Source organism: Aliiglaciecola sp., assembly GCF_039982535.1.
GTDB lineage: Bacteria > Pseudomonadota > Gammaproteobacteria > Enterobacterales > Alteromonadaceae > Aliiglaciecola.
Map to the genome: position 1 here is coordinate 327,291 of NZ_JBDWYG010000038.1, position 15,978 is coordinate 343,268.

At 40.5% G+C, this 15,978-nt stretch carries 16 protein-coding genes; 4 read left to right on the plus strand and 12 right to left on the minus strand.

Translation table 11 applies throughout. From position 1 onward, the window contains the following. Window positions 1-45: 45 nt before the first annotated feature. The 3 genes from ABJV04_RS10650 to rpe form a co-directional block, all read right to left on the minus strand. Window positions 46-657: an aminodeoxychorismate/anthranilate synthase component II gene (locus ABJV04_RS10650; RefSeq protein ID WP_348491497.1), complete on the minus strand. Its 612-nt coding sequence runs from the start codon at window positions 655-657 to the stop codon at window positions 46-48. A 75-nt stretch (window positions 658-732) separates the two neighbouring features. Next, window positions 733-1,737: a tryptophan--tRNA ligase gene (trpS, locus tag ABJV04_RS10655; RefSeq protein WP_348491498.1), complete on the minus strand. Its 1,005-nt coding sequence runs from the start codon at window positions 1,735-1,737 to the stop codon at window positions 733-735. Window positions 1,738-1,774: 37 nt separating this feature from the next. Continuing rightward, on the minus strand, window positions 1,775-2,452 hold the full coding sequence (gene rpe, locus ABJV04_RS10660; protein ID WP_348491499.1) for a ribulose-phosphate 3-epimerase: 678 nt from the start codon (window positions 2,450-2,452) through the stop codon (window positions 1,775-1,777). Between the two features lie 321 nt (window positions 2,453-2,773). Between rpe and ABJV04_RS10665 the strand changes: the two genes are divergently transcribed. The 3 genes from ABJV04_RS10665 to ABJV04_RS10675 all read left to right on the plus strand — a co-directional run bounded on the left by ABJV04_RS10665 (window position 2,774) and on the right by ABJV04_RS10675 (window position 4,164). Further along, on the plus strand, window positions 2,774-3,451 hold the full coding sequence (locus tag ABJV04_RS10665) for a TorF family putative porin (protein WP_348491500.1): 678 nt from the start codon (window positions 2,774-2,776) through the stop codon (window positions 3,449-3,451). Between the two features lie 209 nt (window positions 3,452-3,660). Then, a complete protein-coding gene (locus tag ABJV04_RS10670; protein ID WP_348491501.1) occupies window positions 3,661-3,963 on the plus strand; it encodes a hypothetical protein in 303 nt (100 codons plus the stop codon). After that, on the plus strand, window positions 3,964-4,164 hold the full coding sequence (locus ABJV04_RS10675; protein ID WP_348491502.1) for a DUF2970 domain-containing protein: 201 nt from the start codon (window positions 3,964-3,966) through the stop codon (window positions 4,162-4,164). A 31-nt stretch (window positions 4,165-4,195) separates the two neighbouring features. Here ABJV04_RS10675 and ABJV04_RS10680 read toward each other — a convergent pair whose 3' ends face one another. The 9 genes from ABJV04_RS10680 to pilM form a co-directional block, all read right to left on the minus strand. Then, window positions 4,196-5,014 carry a Dam family site-specific DNA-(adenine-N6)-methyltransferase gene (locus ABJV04_RS10680; RefSeq protein WP_348491503.1) on the minus strand — a complete coding sequence of 273 codons (819 nt, stop codon included), beginning with the start codon at window positions 5,012-5,014 and terminating at the stop codon, window positions 4,196-4,198. A 29-nt stretch (window positions 5,015-5,043) separates the two neighbouring features. Continuing rightward, window positions 5,044-6,444 (minus strand): hypothetical protein, encoded by a 1,401-nt coding sequence (locus ABJV04_RS10685; protein ID WP_348491504.1) that lies wholly within the window; start codon window positions 6,442-6,444, stop codon window positions 5,044-5,046. 11 nt (window positions 6,445-6,455) lie between these two features. Beyond that, a complete protein-coding gene (gene aroB, locus ABJV04_RS10690) occupies window positions 6,456-7,526 on the minus strand; it encodes a 3-dehydroquinate synthase (protein ID WP_348491505.1) in 1,071 nt (356 codons plus the stop codon). 31 nt (window positions 7,527-7,557) lie between these two features. After that, a complete protein-coding gene (gene aroK / locus ABJV04_RS10695) occupies window positions 7,558-8,073 on the minus strand; it encodes a shikimate kinase AroK (RefSeq protein ID WP_303471661.1) in 516 nt (171 codons plus the stop codon). Between the two features lie 505 nt (window positions 8,074-8,578). Next, a complete protein-coding gene (locus tag ABJV04_RS10700) occupies window positions 8,579-10,339 on the minus strand; it encodes a type IV pilus secretin PilQ family protein (protein WP_348491506.1) in 1,761 nt (586 codons plus the stop codon). After that, on the minus strand, window positions 10,332-10,868 hold the full coding sequence (locus ABJV04_RS10705; RefSeq protein ID WP_348491507.1) for a pilus assembly protein PilP: 537 nt from the start codon (window positions 10,866-10,868) through the stop codon (window positions 10,332-10,334). Before ABJV04_RS10705 ends, ABJV04_RS10700 begins: the two co-directional genes overlap by 8 nt. Continuing rightward, window positions 10,865-11,464 (minus strand): type 4a pilus biogenesis protein PilO, encoded by a 600-nt coding sequence (locus ABJV04_RS10710; RefSeq protein ID WP_348491508.1) that lies wholly within the window; start codon window positions 11,462-11,464, stop codon window positions 10,865-10,867. Before ABJV04_RS10710 ends, ABJV04_RS10705 begins: the two co-directional genes overlap by 4 nt. Then, window positions 11,461-12,045 carry a PilN domain-containing protein gene (locus ABJV04_RS10715; RefSeq protein ID WP_348491509.1) on the minus strand — a complete coding sequence of 195 codons (585 nt, stop codon included), beginning with the start codon at window positions 12,043-12,045 and terminating at the stop codon, window positions 11,461-11,463. Before ABJV04_RS10715 ends, ABJV04_RS10710 begins: the two co-directional genes overlap by 4 nt. Next, entirely contained in the window at window positions 12,033-13,097 is a 1,065-nt protein-coding gene (pilM, locus tag ABJV04_RS10720) for a type IV pilus assembly protein PilM (protein ID WP_348491672.1), read from the minus strand. The genes ABJV04_RS10715 and pilM overlap by 13 nt, the downstream gene beginning before the upstream one ends. Before the next feature lie 139 nt (window positions 13,098-13,236). Here pilM and ABJV04_RS10725 point away from each other — a divergent pair, with 139 nt between their 5' ends. Further along, entirely contained in the window at window positions 13,237-15,930 is a 2,694-nt protein-coding gene (locus ABJV04_RS10725; protein WP_348491510.1) for a penicillin-binding protein 1A, read from the plus strand. The last annotated feature ends 48 nt before the right edge of the window (window positions 15,931-15,978 follow it).

Below are 15,978 nucleotides of genomic sequence, written 5' to 3' on the forward strand. Positions count from 1 at the left end.
TTATTTATGGGGAGTATTATTATTAGCTAGTGGCTCTTATTTGAGCTAAAAAGCACCTTGATTTTTGTCTAACCACCACTTATCGGCAATACTAACAAAATTCCATAGTAATTTATGCCCTACAATAGTTAAAAGTGATTCAGGATGAAATTGCACCCCCATCAACGGCCAGCTTTCATGTTCAATTGCCATGGGTTCAAAATTGCTAAACTCTTCACACCAAGCGGTTATGCGCAATTCTTTAGGTACAGAATCTGAGTTAAGTATCAGCGAATGATAACGAGTTGCAATAAATGGGTCCTCGATATTCTCAAACAGTGGGCTTTGATTATGGCGGATGCTCGAGGTTTTACCATGCATAATGTGTTCAGCCACTTCCACTTTTGCACCAAATACTTGGCCTATCGCTTGATGACCTAAACACACACCTAAGATAGGGATCTTGCCTGCAAACCTTTGGATTGCTGTTAAGGTCACGCCCGCTTCATTAGGGGTACAAGGACCAGGAGAAAAAACCAAATATTTTGGCGCTAGCTGTGCAATCTGTTCGCAGCTTATTTGGTCATTTCTCACTACCTGTACTTCTACGTTCAATTCTCGAAAGTAACGTGCAAGATTGTGAGTAAATGAGTCATAATTATCGATCAACAATAGCATGACAATTTACTTTCCTAAAACGGTTATCCGCAACTACATTACTTTCAACAAGTGACTTTTTGAAAAGCTCTGTGCTTATGGTTTTGGAATAAACCCAACTGACTTATACACTTTTTCAATCATTACCGAGGCGCGAGCACTGGCTTTTTCAGCTCCCTCTTTCATGACGCTATTCAAATAAGCTTGGTCTGCACGAATTTCGTGAAACCTAGCTTGAATTGGGTCTAATAAAGCGACAACAGCATCAGCCACGTCGCCTTTCAAATGACCATACATTTTGTCTTCGTATTCAGGCACTAAGCTATCGACACTTTTACCAGTAGCACAAGATAACAAAGATAATAAATTCGAAACCCCTGGCTTTTCCTGTTTGTCGAAGTAAATACGAGCCTGCTCATCTGAATCAGTTACCGCACGCTTTATCTTTTTACTAATTTTTTTAGTGTCTTCTAGTAAACCAACGAAGTTGTTTGGATTCGAATCTGATTTTGACATCTTGCTAGTCGGATCCTGAAGGCTCATTATGCGTGCACCAAATTCCGGAATAAAGGGATCAGGAATAGTAAACACATCGCCATACAAATTATTGAAGCGAGTGGCAACATCACGAGTTAATTCGAGGTGTTGTTTTTGATCATCGCCTACAGGCACTTTATTTGGTTGGTACAGCAATATATCGGCAGCCATGAGAGCAGGGTACGTTAATAGACCAGCATTCACGTTAGCGACATTTTTTGCTGATTTATCTTTGAATTGAGTCATTCGATTCAATTCACCCATTTGTGTATAACAGTTAAGCACCCATGCTAACTGAGCATGCTCGGGAACATGAGACTGCATGAAAATAGTGCTTTGACTAGGATCAATACCACAAGCTAAATACAAGGATAAACCATCTAAGCAAGCGTTGTAGAGGGCGGTAGGATCTTGACGAACGGTAATGGCATGCATGTCTACGATCATGTAAAGACAATCGTTGTCCTGTTGCATGCCCACCCATTGGCGCAATGCGCCCATATAATTACCTATAGTCAGCTGCCCTGATGGCTGACAGCCACTTAATACAATTGGTTTACTCATAGTATAAATTAATCTTCTTAAAAAATTGGAAACAGGCTTATGCCATGTTTACTTTACTTAATTCTGCACGCATTTGGTCTATAACTTGTTTGTAATCTGGCTGGTTAAATATAGCTGACCCAGCTACAAAGGTATCAGCCCCTGCTTCAGCAATGCTGCGAATATTATCGACTTTTACGCCACCGTCAATTTGAATTCTAATTTGTTTGCCCGATGCCTGTACCCTCTGCTTAACAGCTCTGATTTTTTCTAAGGTTTGAGGAATAAATTTTTGTCCTCCAAATCCAGGGTTGACAGACATCATTAAGATAAAGTCGAGTTTATCGATAATATGGTCGAGACAATTAAGTGGTGTGGCAGGGTTGAGCACTAAACCAACTTCACAGCCACTTTCTATGACTAACTGCACACTTCTATCTAAATGTTTGGTTGCCTCAGGATGGAAGCTGATGCGATGTGCCCCTGCTTTAGCAAAGTCTTCAATCATTTGATCTACCGGCTCTACCATTAGATGCACATCAATGGGTTTGGTTACGCCGTGCTTTACCAATGACTCACAAACTAACGGGCCTACCGTTAGGTTTGGAACGTAATGGTTATCCATTACGTCGAAATGCACTAAATCTGCACCTGCTTCTATCACTTTGTCCACTTCATTTCCTAAACAAGCAAAATTAGCGGAAAGGATAGATGGAGCAATTAAAAAAGGGCTCATGAACTTCTCCAAAATAATTTGCCGATAGTGTAAAGAAAAACGGTTAATGAAAAAAGCGCTAGTCACTTTGAAACCAAGCACCAGATTGGTGCTTGAGAACCAATCTGGTGCTTCAATATCCCTAAATAGAGGAACTATACATAAGCTTTATTTATTCCTTATTAAATTTTATTAATAAGAAACAAAGAGTTACGTTCTTGTAGAGATAATGTAAATAAGCGGCATTAGAATTGCCTTATCTATGCCAGCAACAAAATAAAAAAATAATAATAATAATATAAATTAAAACATTGAAAATAATATAAATTTCGGAGAACACATATGAAAACGTTGAAATTGACCGCATTGGCAGTCGCTGTACTTTCTGCAAGCAGTTTTAGTTCCATAGCCCAAGCTGATATATCAGCTAATTTTGGCGCTACCAGTAACTATTTATGGCGTGGCGTAACACAAAGCGCTAATGACGTATCCGTTTCTGGTGGTATTGACTACTCAAACGATAGCGGTTTTTACGCAGGTACTTGGGTAGGGTCAATTGACTGGGGTGTAGATGGTACAGAAAACGATTTCTACCTAGGTTATGGCGGCGAGTCTGGTGATTTTGGTTACGATGTTGGTTACATTTATTATATGTATCCAGCAACTGGTTATGAAGACTCAGATTTCGGCGAAATCTATTTCAACGGTACATATAAAGCCTTTTCTTTTGGTGTGGCTTACACAATCAACAGCCAAGCTGATGATGATGCACCTTTTGGTACTGGTGATCTTTACTACAGCGTTGGTTACGGTGTTGACCTTCCTAATGAGTTTGGTCTTGGCCTAACTTACGGATATTATGACTTTGATAGTGATGATGCCGTTTATGGTGACGTTGACTACGGCCACTTCCAAATTGATCTGTCTAAGGGTGATTTCACCTTGAGCGTATCTAAAGCGGATGATGAATCAGGTGATGACGATACTAAATTCGTTGTTAGCTGGGGTACATCGTTCTAATAAAACGATAATTTGAAACGCCTAAAAAGCCAACTTTTCAGTTGGCTTTTTTGCTTTCTAGGGCAAATTAGGGCGGCTAAAATCTAATCTTGTATGGTTAGAACCTCCTTAATCTTCGACAAATGACAGAATATTAAGATAAAAGTTAGTTGTTCATTTTATCAACACACGTATAATGGTTTTATTGGATTTAATACTGAGGTGGTCAGATGAACAGAAAGCTGAAAGTCTTTTCGTCAGTTGGGGCAGTTATGTTCAGCATGGTTTTTGTGCTGCAAACACAACTTTCTGGTGTCGATGATTTCTGTCAAAACATTGATGTTATTGAATTTAATTCAAACCTACCAATTACACACCCGATTAACCGATGCGCTTCAAATCAGCAGAACAGTGTTAGCTGGACTAATTGGTTTTCTGGGCGTTCTGGCTATAAATTTCATTATTTAGATTTGCTAGAACTACTATCTAGAGCCGCTGATAACCGCTCTAACGTTCAACCGGACACTCAGTAATTGTCAGAATCAAAGCAAAGTAACAGTTTGTGGGGCGTCTTTAAAAGCGTTGCTGCTAGCGTGTTTGGTGTGCAATCTCACCAAAATTATGAGAATGACTTTCAGCAGAAGTCATTTGTGCCTTTTTTACTCGTTGGTATTGTCTTTGTTATTGCGTTGATACTTGGTTTGGTTGCTGTGGTCAATATTGCATTAAACTAGCAAAACTATCTCACTTCTCCCCCGTCTGATCTTAGGTATATAAGGCCAGAAGTTCGCCCACTTTTACTCGTTTATCACCTTTTTGACTGATCGTCCGTTTTACCATCAAGCTGGTAATATCTGCCTGTGAATAAATATCACGGGTGAAAGGGGTATCGTGATTACTGATTAAAACACTCACCGATTTTTTCGTTGCATTATGATTGGCTAATTTGGCGAGCATGAGTTGTTCGTCTAAAGAAAAGCCATTCTTAGAATATTGAGTGAAATTAGCGGTTAAACTGATAGGTGCGTAAGGCGGATCACTGTAGATAACGTTGCCTGATCTAGCCCGTGCAAAACTATGTTGGAATGGTTCACAGGTAAAAGTCGCTTTCTGTGATTTTTCTGCAAAATAAAGCAGCTCTTTTTTAGGAAAGTAAGGGGCCTTATATCGACCAAAAGGCACATTAAACCCACCCGACAGGTTATATCGGCAGAGGCCGTTGTAACCATGTCTATTCAAATACAAAAATAAAATAGATTTGAAGAAAAGGTCATCTGATTGATTAAATTCTTTGCGAAGCTCGTAGAATCTCTTTTCCTGATTATTCGAGGGACTAAAAAGCTTCTCTGATTCCTGAATGAAATAGTCTGCTTGGGTTTTAACAATAGAGTAAAGATTGATGAGATCTGGGTTGATATCATTCAATACATATTGAGGGTATTCGGTGTTCAAAAAAACAGAGCCGGCACCCACAAATGGTTCGATCAATTTGTTACCTTCAGGTAAGCGTTGGCAAATTTCTTCGATCAGTCCGTATTTACCGCCTGCCCATTTCAGAAATGCCCGATTTTTGTTTTTCTTCATGTCCGCTTTTTGGTGTAACTACAACGAGGTTATTGCTGAGGTACTGCCAATTCTACCTTAATTTGTTTAACTGATTTAGCAAATGGAACTGTCTTATCAATGCTATCGGGTAAGAAGGCCGTATACTGCCGCGCTTGTTGCACATTGGCAAAGGTTTTTTTGAAAATTACCACATGCCAATCTCCACCAAAACGTTGAGTAGTGTATACCCAACTTGTTTCTTGTAAACCATGTTCTTCTACGAATCTCGTTGCTACATCTAAGTTACTCATGGAAGCCAGTTGTAAAACGTAAAGATTGTCACTTAAATCAAGAATTGGGTGGGTAAGCTGTTGCACTTTGGGATCAATGTCTTGGTCTATTAATGGTGTGTCTTGATCAGGTGACGGTTCTGCGTCTGCCTCCTGACTCGTATCCTGAGTTTCTATGCTTTGCTTTTCGATTTCTTGTTTTTCAATTTCTTGTTGCCAGCTAGTTACTAATGCTTGTGAGTCGTCTGGGGGCAAAACATTGTTTTGTTCCTCTGCGGTTAGCGACTCTTTTGCTGGTAACGGTTTATCCATTTGTGTTTCGAGCTGGAGGTTTTCTTCTGACAACATATCTTGTTGTAATTCGCCTACTTCCTTTGATTCAAGGGGAGCGGTTAGTTGAGGTTCGTCAACTTGGTTGTCAGCATTGTCAACAACCGCTTGGTCAACAGCAGCCTGGTCCGTAACCGTGTAGTTAGGATTAACGAATTGTTTAATCTCATCAGGATACTGCCAAAATATCAACATAGAAAAAATACCTAGAAAGGCGATGCCAGCTAAAATTTTAAACAGAGGTTTATTTATCGTCGAGTCGGTGTCAGCATTAGCCTTGTTTGCAAACTGCTGGGCGATTGCGGCTCTTTTTTGCGTAATACTTTGGCTATAACTTTCAGTAAATTGATTTGTGGTGACAATCTCTGAGCTCAACAAAATGGGAAGGTGTTGATTATCTTTTGCTAAGTTTGATTTAGCGGATTCGGTCCATTCTGGGCTTCCAAATAATAATACATTGAGATGATGACCCTTTTCTAAATCCTTGTTTTTGAGAACTAAGCTCCAAAGTTCATTGAGCAAATTTGCTGAAATGTGTTGGGCTGCGCAAATACACAGTAAAATAGGACCTGTTTCTTTTGCAAGCTGTTGGATTAATTGTTTATCGAGAGGAACGTTAGGCGATAGGGGGTGGCTAACTAATTGGCGATATATTTCGTTTCTGTAATCTGAATCTCTAAGGGTGCTATCACCATTGATAAAAGCTACTTCGGTATTTTCATGCTGTTTGGCTATAAATTGCTGCAAAGAGGATTGTTGCTGAGACAAACTTTCGCAGCTAATAAATATGAGCTGAGACGAATATGAAACTAAATATTCCAGCCGACTATGCAACTCGTTAATGGCCACAATCCATTCTCTTAGCTATTCAATATATTTTGCAAAATATGATGTTCAACATCTTTGGTTACAACAGCTTCACCAATGGCAGTTGGTATAATGAACCTAATCGCGCCAGATAACACTTTTTTATCGTGTTGCATGTGTTGCATGAAAATGTCGTAATTCATGTGTTCAGGAGCGTCTACGGGCAAATCGAATAGCTTTATAAGGGCCATCATGCGGTCTAAGTCAGGTTTTGAAATCCACTGTTTTTTATAGGCCGCTTTTGCCGCTAATACCATGCCGCAGCCTACAGCCTCACCGTGTAACCAATTACCATAACCTTGCTCCGCTTCTATAGCGTGACCAAAAGTATGTCCAAGGTTAAGAAGGGCTCTAATTCCATGCTCTTTTTCATCTTTAGAGACAATTTCAGCTTTGATTTCGCAACAGCGTTGTACAACGTATTTAAGATGTTCAGGGGAGAGGTCTTTTAACTCTTGGGCGTTATCTTCTAGCCATGTAAAAAATTCAGCATCATAAATTATTCCGTATTTGATAACTTCAGCCATACCCGCTGCAAATTCCCGTGGGGGTAAAGTTTTCAAAGTATCAATATCGATGACAACGGATTGGGGCTGATAAAAAGCGCCAATCATATTTTTACCCAGTGGGTGATTAACGGCTGTTTTACCGCCAACTGATGAATCAACTTGGGAAAGTAAGGTTGTTGGCACCTGAATAAAGGGAATACCCCGTTGGAAACAGGCAGCGACAAATCCGGTTAGGTCACCAATAACACCACCACCTAAAGCTATTAGGGTTGTGTCTCGCGCTGCGTGTTGTTCAAGAAGTTGGGTCGTCACCGCATCGAACTGGGTGAGGTTTTTATGCTGCTCACCGTCTGGTAAACATACAACGTTAACCTCAACACCGTCTAAAGCGGCTAATAACGTATCCAAATAAAGGGGTTTAACCACCTCATTTGTTACTACAATAGCTTTGCCACTTTTAATTTGATCTTTGAAGGAATCTTGAGAAGAAAGTAAACCTGAATCTATATTGATTGGGTAACTACGCTCACCCAACTCTACTCTAATTGTTGACATGAGCGTATACCTCTTATGTAGAACGACCTAGTTAAAGTCCGATTTTGTTTATGATTTGACTCGCGACAGCTCTTGCACTCTGATCATCAGTATCTACGATGTAGTCAGCTACTTCCTCATATAGAGGATTGCGAGAGTCTGCAAGCTCGCGTAAAACCATTTCCGGATCATCTTTTTGCAATAAAGGACGGCGTTTGTCTCGTTGAGTACGCGCTACTTGCTTGTCTATGGTCGTTTGTAAATAAACCACAATGCCACGGGCGGACAAACGATTACGAACATTCTTGCTGACAATAGAACCGCCACCAGTCGCTAAAACAATACCTTGTTTATCAGTTAGGTCGTTAATTACGGTTTCTTCTCTAAGTCTAAAACCGTCTTCACCTTCTAAATCAAATATCCACGCGATATCCGCGCCAGTGCGACGTTCAATTTCCTGATCGGAATCAAAAAACTCAAGATGAAGTTCGTCGGCAAGATGCCTTCCTATCGTGCTTTTGCCAGCCCCCATAGGACCAACAAGAAAAATATTACGCTTTTCTGCCATTTTTGCTTTTATCACAACTTTAGTTAACTGGGGGTTTGCAGCCCAATTTGAATTATTCCAATCACCTAAAAGTCCCATTAAATCAATTAGATAATTAAATCTAGTTGACTCAATTCGTTTAAGTAATTGGTCTGAACATGACCTCGTCGAAATTTCGAGAGCGCGATTATCTCAGTTATATGCTGAAATTTGCAAGTTTTGTTGCTTTTAATTTGCACCATCGCCAAATGACGAGGTGTAAAGATCTTTTAATCAGCACCTATATAACGACTAGTTTAATTAAAATAGAGGCTGTATTTAACACAAAAAAAGAAGCTCAACGTCGACACTCATAAATGTAACATGAAAAAGCGTATATGACTTAATTCGTTATAGGTGCAAATTTAAAGGCTTAATCTGTGTGGGAACAACATAAGCCAATATAAGGGTAAACTAGGTTATTTAGACAATAAAAAAGGGCAATAAAATTGCCCTTTAGTGGATATCTGAAAATCTGTCTAAATCATTACAGTGAATCTACTAGAATTTTTGGGGTGACAAAAATTAATAGTTCACGTTTCTCATTTACTTTCTGAGTATTTCTAAAAAGTGTACCAACAACTGGTAAATCGCCTAAAAGAGGAATTTTGGATACATCATCAGTGGATGTTTGTTGGAATATTCCACCGAGTACTATGGTCTCGCCATTTTCCACCAATACTTGAGTACTGATTTCTTGAGTGTCGATAGCCACCGCGGGTCCAGTAGAGGTAGATACGGTTTCACCACGGGTGTCTTGGGTCACCACAAGATCCAAAATTACCCGATTGTCTGGCGTAATATGAGGAGTTACTTTTAAACTCAATACTGCTTTTTTAAACTCTACTGAAGTGGCACCACTTGAGGTCGCTTGCACGTATGGGATTTCCGTACCTTGCTCAATATAAGCTTCTTGTTGATTGGCTACAGTAATCCGCGGGCTAGCAATAATTTCACCTTTGTTTTCGGTCTCCAGAGCACTTAGCTCTAGATCTATGATAGTGCCATCTACTAATCTCGCTATCTGAATACCAATACTTCCGGCTGGGTTCGTTACGGGAAGGTTCACGTTCAGCCTGTCTGCCAAATCTGGAAATACTCCGGCTGCAATGTCGTTAGCGCCTTCTAATGAGCCTGAAATACCGCCATCGGAAGTACTATCACTTATGCCCCATCTTACGCCTAATTGCTCATCAACATTGTCGCGAACGGTAACCATTCTTGACTCAATTAATACCTGCTTAATGGGAATATCTAGCGCTTTTATTAATGCGCGCGCTTCTTCCACTGAGGCTTCAGTATCTCTCAACAGCACAGTATTAGTGCGCTCATCAATAGTGACTGAACCTCTTGGACTAAGAATACTGGCGTCAGTTGATTTTAGAATAGCAGCCATCTCTTGTGCTTTTGCATAGTTAATTTGAATATTGACTGCGCTTAGAGGAGCTAAATCGGCTACTTGTTGTTTAGATTGTAATTGCTGGGTTTCACGTGCCGTTAATTCTTCAGAGGGGGCTATCAACAGAATATTACCCTCTAATCGTTTGTCTAAGCCTTTAATTTTTAGGATCATCTCAAGAGCTTGATCCCAAGGAACACCAGACAAACTAATGGTTACGTTCCCACTTACCGTATCCGTGGTAACTAAATTGAAGCCGTTTACCTGGGCAATTATCTGTAATACTTGACGCACGGGGACATCTTGGAAGTCTAATGAAATAGGTTCACCGGTGAAAGCTGAGGCAGCTTTCGTTGCTTCAGGCGTATCGTCTTTTTCAATTTCTATAACTAATTGACCATCACTCTTGGTATGACTAAAGGTGGCTTTGCTCAGTAACGAGAATTCGACCTTGCTGCCTTTGGTTTGTTGAAAGGTTTCAATACTCGTTACTTCAGTGGCAAAGTCTGCAACGTCTAAGGTAAATAATTGATCTTCTGATAGTTTTACAGCGGGTAAGGTTAGAATTAATTTACTATTTCGCTGAGATAACTGCATTTGGAAGTCAGCATTATTGAAATCGATGGTGATACGAGCGCCGCCAGTTGAATTCCGTTTGAAGTTTAAATCCGTCAATTCAGAGCGAAAAACACTCGCCACTGTGTTTTCGGTATTTACTAAAACAGGCTGGGCTTGTTGGGCCATTGAATTAAAAGAAACAGATGATATTCCGGCAAAGACTAAGGCTAGCCACATCCCAACATGGTTGGCTTTGTTTAGTTTATGATTAAAGATAAAACGATCAGACATTATTATTTTCTCCTGCCTGTGAAGACATGCTTAGTGTTGCTTTATTTTTTTGCCAGCAGCCGGCACCATCGGGCAGCATTTCTTCAATTGAAATATCGCCATTGTTAATAGACGTAATTTTTCCAAAAAACAAACCTAGGTAGTCTCCTGTAGTGACCTTATGCAAGGAACCGTCATTCGCTGTAACTAGCGCCCATTTTCGTCCTTGACTGGTAAAAGTACCAGAAATGGTCAGAGCATCTAAACCAAACGCTTCCAGCGGACCTTTGACTCTGCTGAAGTCTGGTTGCAAACAGTTTTCTCTTTTTACCTCAACGGTTTGCACTGCAACGTTTCGAGGTCGTTTAAATGGGCTACGCAGTCCGCTTGCTTTATATTCAAAAGCGGGTTGCGTTTTGAACTCGGGGTAGGGTTCAATACTAATAGAGGTACTTTGTTTCACCTCAACAACATAAGTAACCAAATCGTCAGTTTGCGCTTCACAGCCGGCTAACGTGACAATGGCTAACATAAAAAATATTATTTTCATTGTCCTTGCTCCGATACTGCAGTGCGATAGGTTTTGGCTTGGAGTTGTAAGCGCAATTCAGAACCTTGTTGGGTGATATCAAAATTATGTAAGGTCACTATACGTGGCAAGGCCGCGATGTTAGACACAAATTGCCCAAACTCGTGATAGTTACCTGTAACTTCCATTTGAATAGGCAGCTCAGTATAAAACTCTTTAGGTATTTCTTGTTGCCAATTTATCAGTTTGAAATTTAAACCTGCAGTCGTACCCACGAAGGTAATATCGTCTATCAGTCCCGGCGTTTCGTTACTGGTAGGCAGTGATTTTAACATCGATGAAAAATCAGCTTCTATACGGTCGAGTTGTTCTTCATAAGCTTTTAAATTGACGGCAATGCGATATTTAGCCGCAAAGGTTTGTTTTAATTCAACTTCTTCGGCTTGAACGCGATCTAATACGGGTAGTTTAGAGGATATTAATCCGTAGTATCCACCGACAGCGACTAATATTGCGACAAATAATGCGACTACTGTTTTCACTTCGAAAGGCCAATTGGCGACCTGTTCGAAATCCAGTTCGTTCATTTCTTTAAGTTTGTTTACATCAAATTTCATTGTTGTTCCTCTGTTGGTGTTGCAGAGAAATCCGGTGCCACTGAAGAATTTATGGTAAAGGTTAACTTAAACTCACTGACTGCATCGGGCGCTGAGGTATCGGCCACAATGGATGATAATTCACCTTGACCAAATATTTTTGACTCTTCTATTTTGCGCATAAATGATGATAAACGGTTGTTGGATTCGCTTACACCAGACAACTCGATGGTATTGGCTTGACGCGAGAAGGAACGAAACGAAACACCTGGAGGTACTAAGCGTGCAAGTTCATCGAATATGATTGGTGCAACATTACGGCTGGTTTGCAATTGTTCAATCAGCGCCATGCGTTGCTCGATGGCCTTTTTACTGTCTTTAATATCTTTTATTTTTGCAATTTCGGCATCCAATACCGCTATTTGACCTTGTAGAAAGGCATTCCGTTGATTTTGCCCAGCAATTTTACTATCGATGAGCATACCCACCAAATATACAATAATCATCACAAATAGGGCGACAGCAAAGAGTAAAGTTAAGAAGTCTTTTTTCTGTCTCTGTCGCAGCTCTTCTCGCCATGGTAATAGGTTTACATGTGACATGGCTTGAAACTCCTAGATGCTAAACCGGCCGCAATCACCAGTTGTGGAGCAACGTCTTGAAAACCTTGTTGTTGGGCTTTATCAGAAATTTGCATTGCCTGAAATGGATTGAAAACGGTTACTTCTACGGCTAATTCTGCTTCTAAGTCGGCTGCAATTTCTTGTATATTTGCACCACCACCGCAGACCATCAAAGCTTCAGGTCGTTCGGAGCCTGTTGAGCTTATATACATTTGAACAGCTCGACTAATGTGTTGATTTAGATTGGCTAAAAATATCGGGAAGGTATCTTCACGCCAAGTAGCAGGTAATTCCCCATTGACCAACTGTTGTTCGGTTTCCGATTTGTCTAGGGTGTGAATAATACTGAGGTCTTGGATTAAACTGTTCATACCGAAACTGTGTTCTTTGCTATAAACCACTCTGTCATTTTCCACAACACAAAGTTGTAATTGAGAGGCGCCGATATTAAAACACAGTACCGGTTTATCCGCTGGGTACTCGGCAAACTCTATGATGGCGTTACCTAAAGCATAATTTTCAATATCAACAATTTTGGGTACAAATTCGAGCTCTCGTAGCAATGTGATACGACTATCAACGACATCTTTGTGAGCGGCACTTAACAATACATCTACTTTACCTACATGTGTTTTGCTTTCACCTAGCTCTTCAAAATCTAAATAAACTTCTTCTAATGGATAGGGGATAAGACTGTCAGATTCGATTTCTATTTGGGTTTCTAGCTCAAAATCCTGCTGATCTGGATCCATATAAACAATTTTACTTAACACTGAACTACCGGAAATCGCTACCACAACATTTTTGTTTTTGCTTTTCAGGGACAGTTTCACTTTTTTGAGTACATTGCTAATAGCATCAAAATCTTTTATTTCTCTGTCAGCAAAGGCATTGCCGTTTATCTGCTCACATGCGAAACTCTGCACCTTAGTTTGCTTGCCATCTTGTTCAAACAAAACGGCTTTAACGTACCTAGTACCGATATCGAGACCTATCATTTGTGAGGCTTTTTTCTTGAAAAGTTCTTTCAACACAGTTAGTTCCGAACCATATAAATTGCTTTAGTTTTACCATTATTACTCATTTTTTTGCTTTTAATGGTTCTAATAACGGTACATAGGTATAAAATATAAGTCATTTAGTTAATTTTGCTCTGGTAGTTTTATTTTTGTGAAGTACATCAAACTGTTATTAATAATGAGTATAGCCGCATTTCTGCTTGGTACGATAGCGATTGTAGGTATGTACTTTTATATCAAACCCGATCTTCCCAGTGTTGACGTATTAAAAGACGTTCGCTTACAAACACCCATGAAGATTTATACACAGGACGGTAAACTGATCTCTCAGTTTGGCGTCAAGCGTCGCATACCATTAGAGTTAGATGAGGTTCCTCAATCTCTCATAAATGCCGTACTTGCAATAGAGGATAGTCGATTCTACGAACACCCTGGTATAGATCCTATCGGCCTGGCGCGGGCTTTTGTGAATTTAGTCTTAACGGGTGAGCGTGGGCAAGGTGGTAGTACCCTTACAATGCAGCTTGCCAGAGGCTTTTTCTTAACCCGTGATAAAACTTACATACGTAAAATAAAAGAGATCTTTATTGCCTGGCATATGGAAGGCTTGCTCACTAAAGATGAAATTTTGGCGCTGTATTTAAACAAAATTGAATTGGGACATCGTGCTTTCGGATTTGGTGCTGCGGCACAAGTTTATTACGGGAAGGCTGTCAATGAGCTAAGTTTAGCTGAGGTTGCCACTATTGCCGGTTTACCAAAAGCACCTTCGACATTGAACCCCATTGCCAGCCCAGAAAGATCTAAAGCTCGTCGCCGAGTCGTGTTGTTGCGAATGCTCGATGAAGAATATATCACCCGGGCTGAGTTTGATCAGGCCAACAATGAACCGGTAATTTCAAAACGTCATGGTGCTGAGATTCAGCTAGATGCCCCTTATTTAGCCGACCTAATTTACAATGAAATGGTTGAACTTTATGGAAAAGAAGAAGCAGAGACGGGGGGGTATCAAGTCTTCGCTACAGCACCTTCAGATCTACAATTTGCCGCACAAACAGCGGTGATACGTAATTTACACGATTATGACGAGAGACATGGTTATCGTGGACCCATACGAGTGTTATGGGGCGAGCAAGAAGATGAACAAGAGCAGAATAATAGCCAAGATATCAATACAGAATTGGTGCTTTTAGATTCAGAACCTTGGGATGAAACTCAAATGTTGGAGGTGCTAGCCGCTTACCCAAAAATTGGAGTACTTAATCCTGTTGTTGTGACCAAAGTAGATGAAACCAGTTTTGATGTTTTTAATGCTCAAGGGGAATATCAAACCATCGAATGGCAAGGTATGCATTGGGCAAGATCTTATATTGATGATAATCGCCAAGGTAAAGATCCTAAAACGGCTGGCGATATTGTTGCACAAGGGCAACTAATATGGATTAGACAGAACGAAGAAGGGATTTGGAAGCTGTCGCAACTGCCAACCGTAAGTGGCGCATTTGTGGCCCTTGATCCTAACAATGGTGCTGTTCAGGCAGTTGTTGGTGGATATAGTTTTTATCAGAGTCAATTTAATCGTGCGACTCAAGCAAAAAGACAAGTGGGCTCAAATATCAAGCCTTTTATATACTCAGCAGCAATTGAACAAGGCTATACCTTAGCCAGTATTATTAATGATGCTCCTATTAATCAATGGGACGCAAGCACAGGTACTGCATGGCGGCCGCAAAACTCTCCCGCGGTATATGATGGTCCAATTCGTATGCGTGTTGCTTTAGGTAAATCGAAAAACGTTGTATCAGTAAGATTGTTGCGTGCTATTGGTATTAATGCCGCAGTAGATCACCTTAGCAAGTTTGGTTTTGACCGCAGTGAAATACCTAAGGACGAAACCTTATCTTTGGGTTCGGGTTCACAAACGCCTTTAGAAGTAGCGACTGCCATGTCAGTGATAGCCAATGGTGGTTATTATGTGCGTCCTCACTTTATTCAGCGAATAGAGGATGAACATGGTGAAATATTATGGCAAGCCAATCCACCAAGGGTTTGTGAAGAATGTGAGGCGCTGAATGCTGAGCAATCATCTACAGAAAATGGAGAAGAGCTTAATCCAGAAGAGCTTACAGAGCAGCAGATAGAAGCTTTGTTGGCAGCAGAGTTGAATGGCTTTTCTGATGAAGATGTTGAGTCTGAGCCTGAGTCAGAGATAAACCTCGCTGAACGAGTGGTGTCTGCACAAAATACATTTTTAGTGCGTGAAATGATGCGCACGGCTGTGCGTGGAAATGGACGATGGAGTAATGATCCTAAGCGCAATACTTACTGGCTAGGAACAGGTTGGCGAGCTAGAAATATTCTTGGGCGTACTGATTTAGCCGGTAAAACGGGTACAACAAACGATTCTCGTGATACTTGGTTCAGTGGTTTTGCGCCTGGATTAGTTGCCACTTCCTGGGTTGGTTTTGATGATATGAGCCGTATGTTAGGTCGCACATCGCGAAATCAGAATCTAATTAACGAAAATCCAGAGAAGTTTAATTGGATTGGTAACGCTATGATTGGCGCGGAAGATGGTGCTAAAGCTGCACAACCCGCGTGGATCCGCTTTATGGAAAAAGCCTTAGACGGTGTACCACAGCAAACTAAACCTATGCCGGAAGATATCATTACCGTGAGAATTGATAGGGCGACAGGTAAGCTGACAACACGAACTGACAACACATCTATGTTTGAGTTTTTTATAAAGGGCACCGAACCTAAGTCGTCAGTTCAGTCAGACAATGTAGTCGATCCTTTTGAAACGAGCTCTGATGAAACTGCCGAACCTGAGGATATATTTTAATCCCACAAGAGCACGTTTAACCCGTTAAAAGCATACTTTAGTAAAGTT

What these genes read in the sequence shown, in the direction of transcription:
- ABJV04_RS10715 (WP_348491509.1), bottom strand. Translation starts at nt 12,045, where the DNA reads ATGTCACATGTAAACCTATTACCATGGCGAGAAGAGCTGCGACAGAGA.
- ABJV04_RS10705 (WP_348491507.1), bottom strand. Translation starts at nt 10,868, where the DNA reads ATGAAAATAATATTTTTTATGTTAGCCATTGTCACGTTAGCCGGCTGT.
- aroB (WP_348491505.1), bottom strand. Translation starts at nt 7,526, where the DNA reads ATGTCAACAATTAGAGTAGAGTTGGGTGAGCGTAGTTACCCAATCAAT.
- aroK (WP_303471661.1), bottom strand. Translation starts at nt 8,073, where the DNA reads ATGGCAGAAAAGCGTAATATTTTTCTTGTTGGTCCTATGGGGGCTGGC.
- ABJV04_RS10710 (WP_348491508.1), bottom strand. Translation starts at nt 11,464, where the DNA reads ATGAAATTTGATGTAAACAAACTTAAAGAAATGAACGAACTGGATTTC.
- ABJV04_RS10670 (WP_348491501.1), top strand. Translation starts at nt 3,661, where the DNA reads ATGAACAGAAAGCTGAAAGTCTTTTCGTCAGTTGGGGCAGTTATGTTC.
- ABJV04_RS10665 (WP_348491500.1), top strand. Translation starts at nt 2,774, where the DNA reads ATGAAAACGTTGAAATTGACCGCATTGGCAGTCGCTGTACTTTCTGCA.
- ABJV04_RS10650 (WP_348491497.1), bottom strand. Translation starts at nt 657, where the DNA reads ATGCTATTGTTGATCGATAATTATGACTCATTTACTCACAATCTTGCA.
- rpe (WP_348491499.1), bottom strand. Translation starts at nt 2,452, where the DNA reads ATGAGCCCTTTTTTAATTGCTCCATCTATCCTTTCCGCTAATTTTGCT.
- ABJV04_RS10700 (WP_348491506.1), bottom strand. Translation starts at nt 10,339, where the DNA reads ATGTCTGATCGTTTTATCTTTAATCATAAACTAAACAAAGCCAACCAT.
- trpS (WP_348491498.1), bottom strand. Translation starts at nt 1,737, where the DNA reads ATGAGTAAACCAATTGTATTAAGTGGCTGTCAGCCATCAGGGCAGCTG.
- ABJV04_RS10680 (WP_348491503.1), bottom strand. Translation starts at nt 5,014, where the DNA reads ATGAAGAAAAACAAAAATCGGGCATTTCTGAAATGGGCAGGCGGTAAA.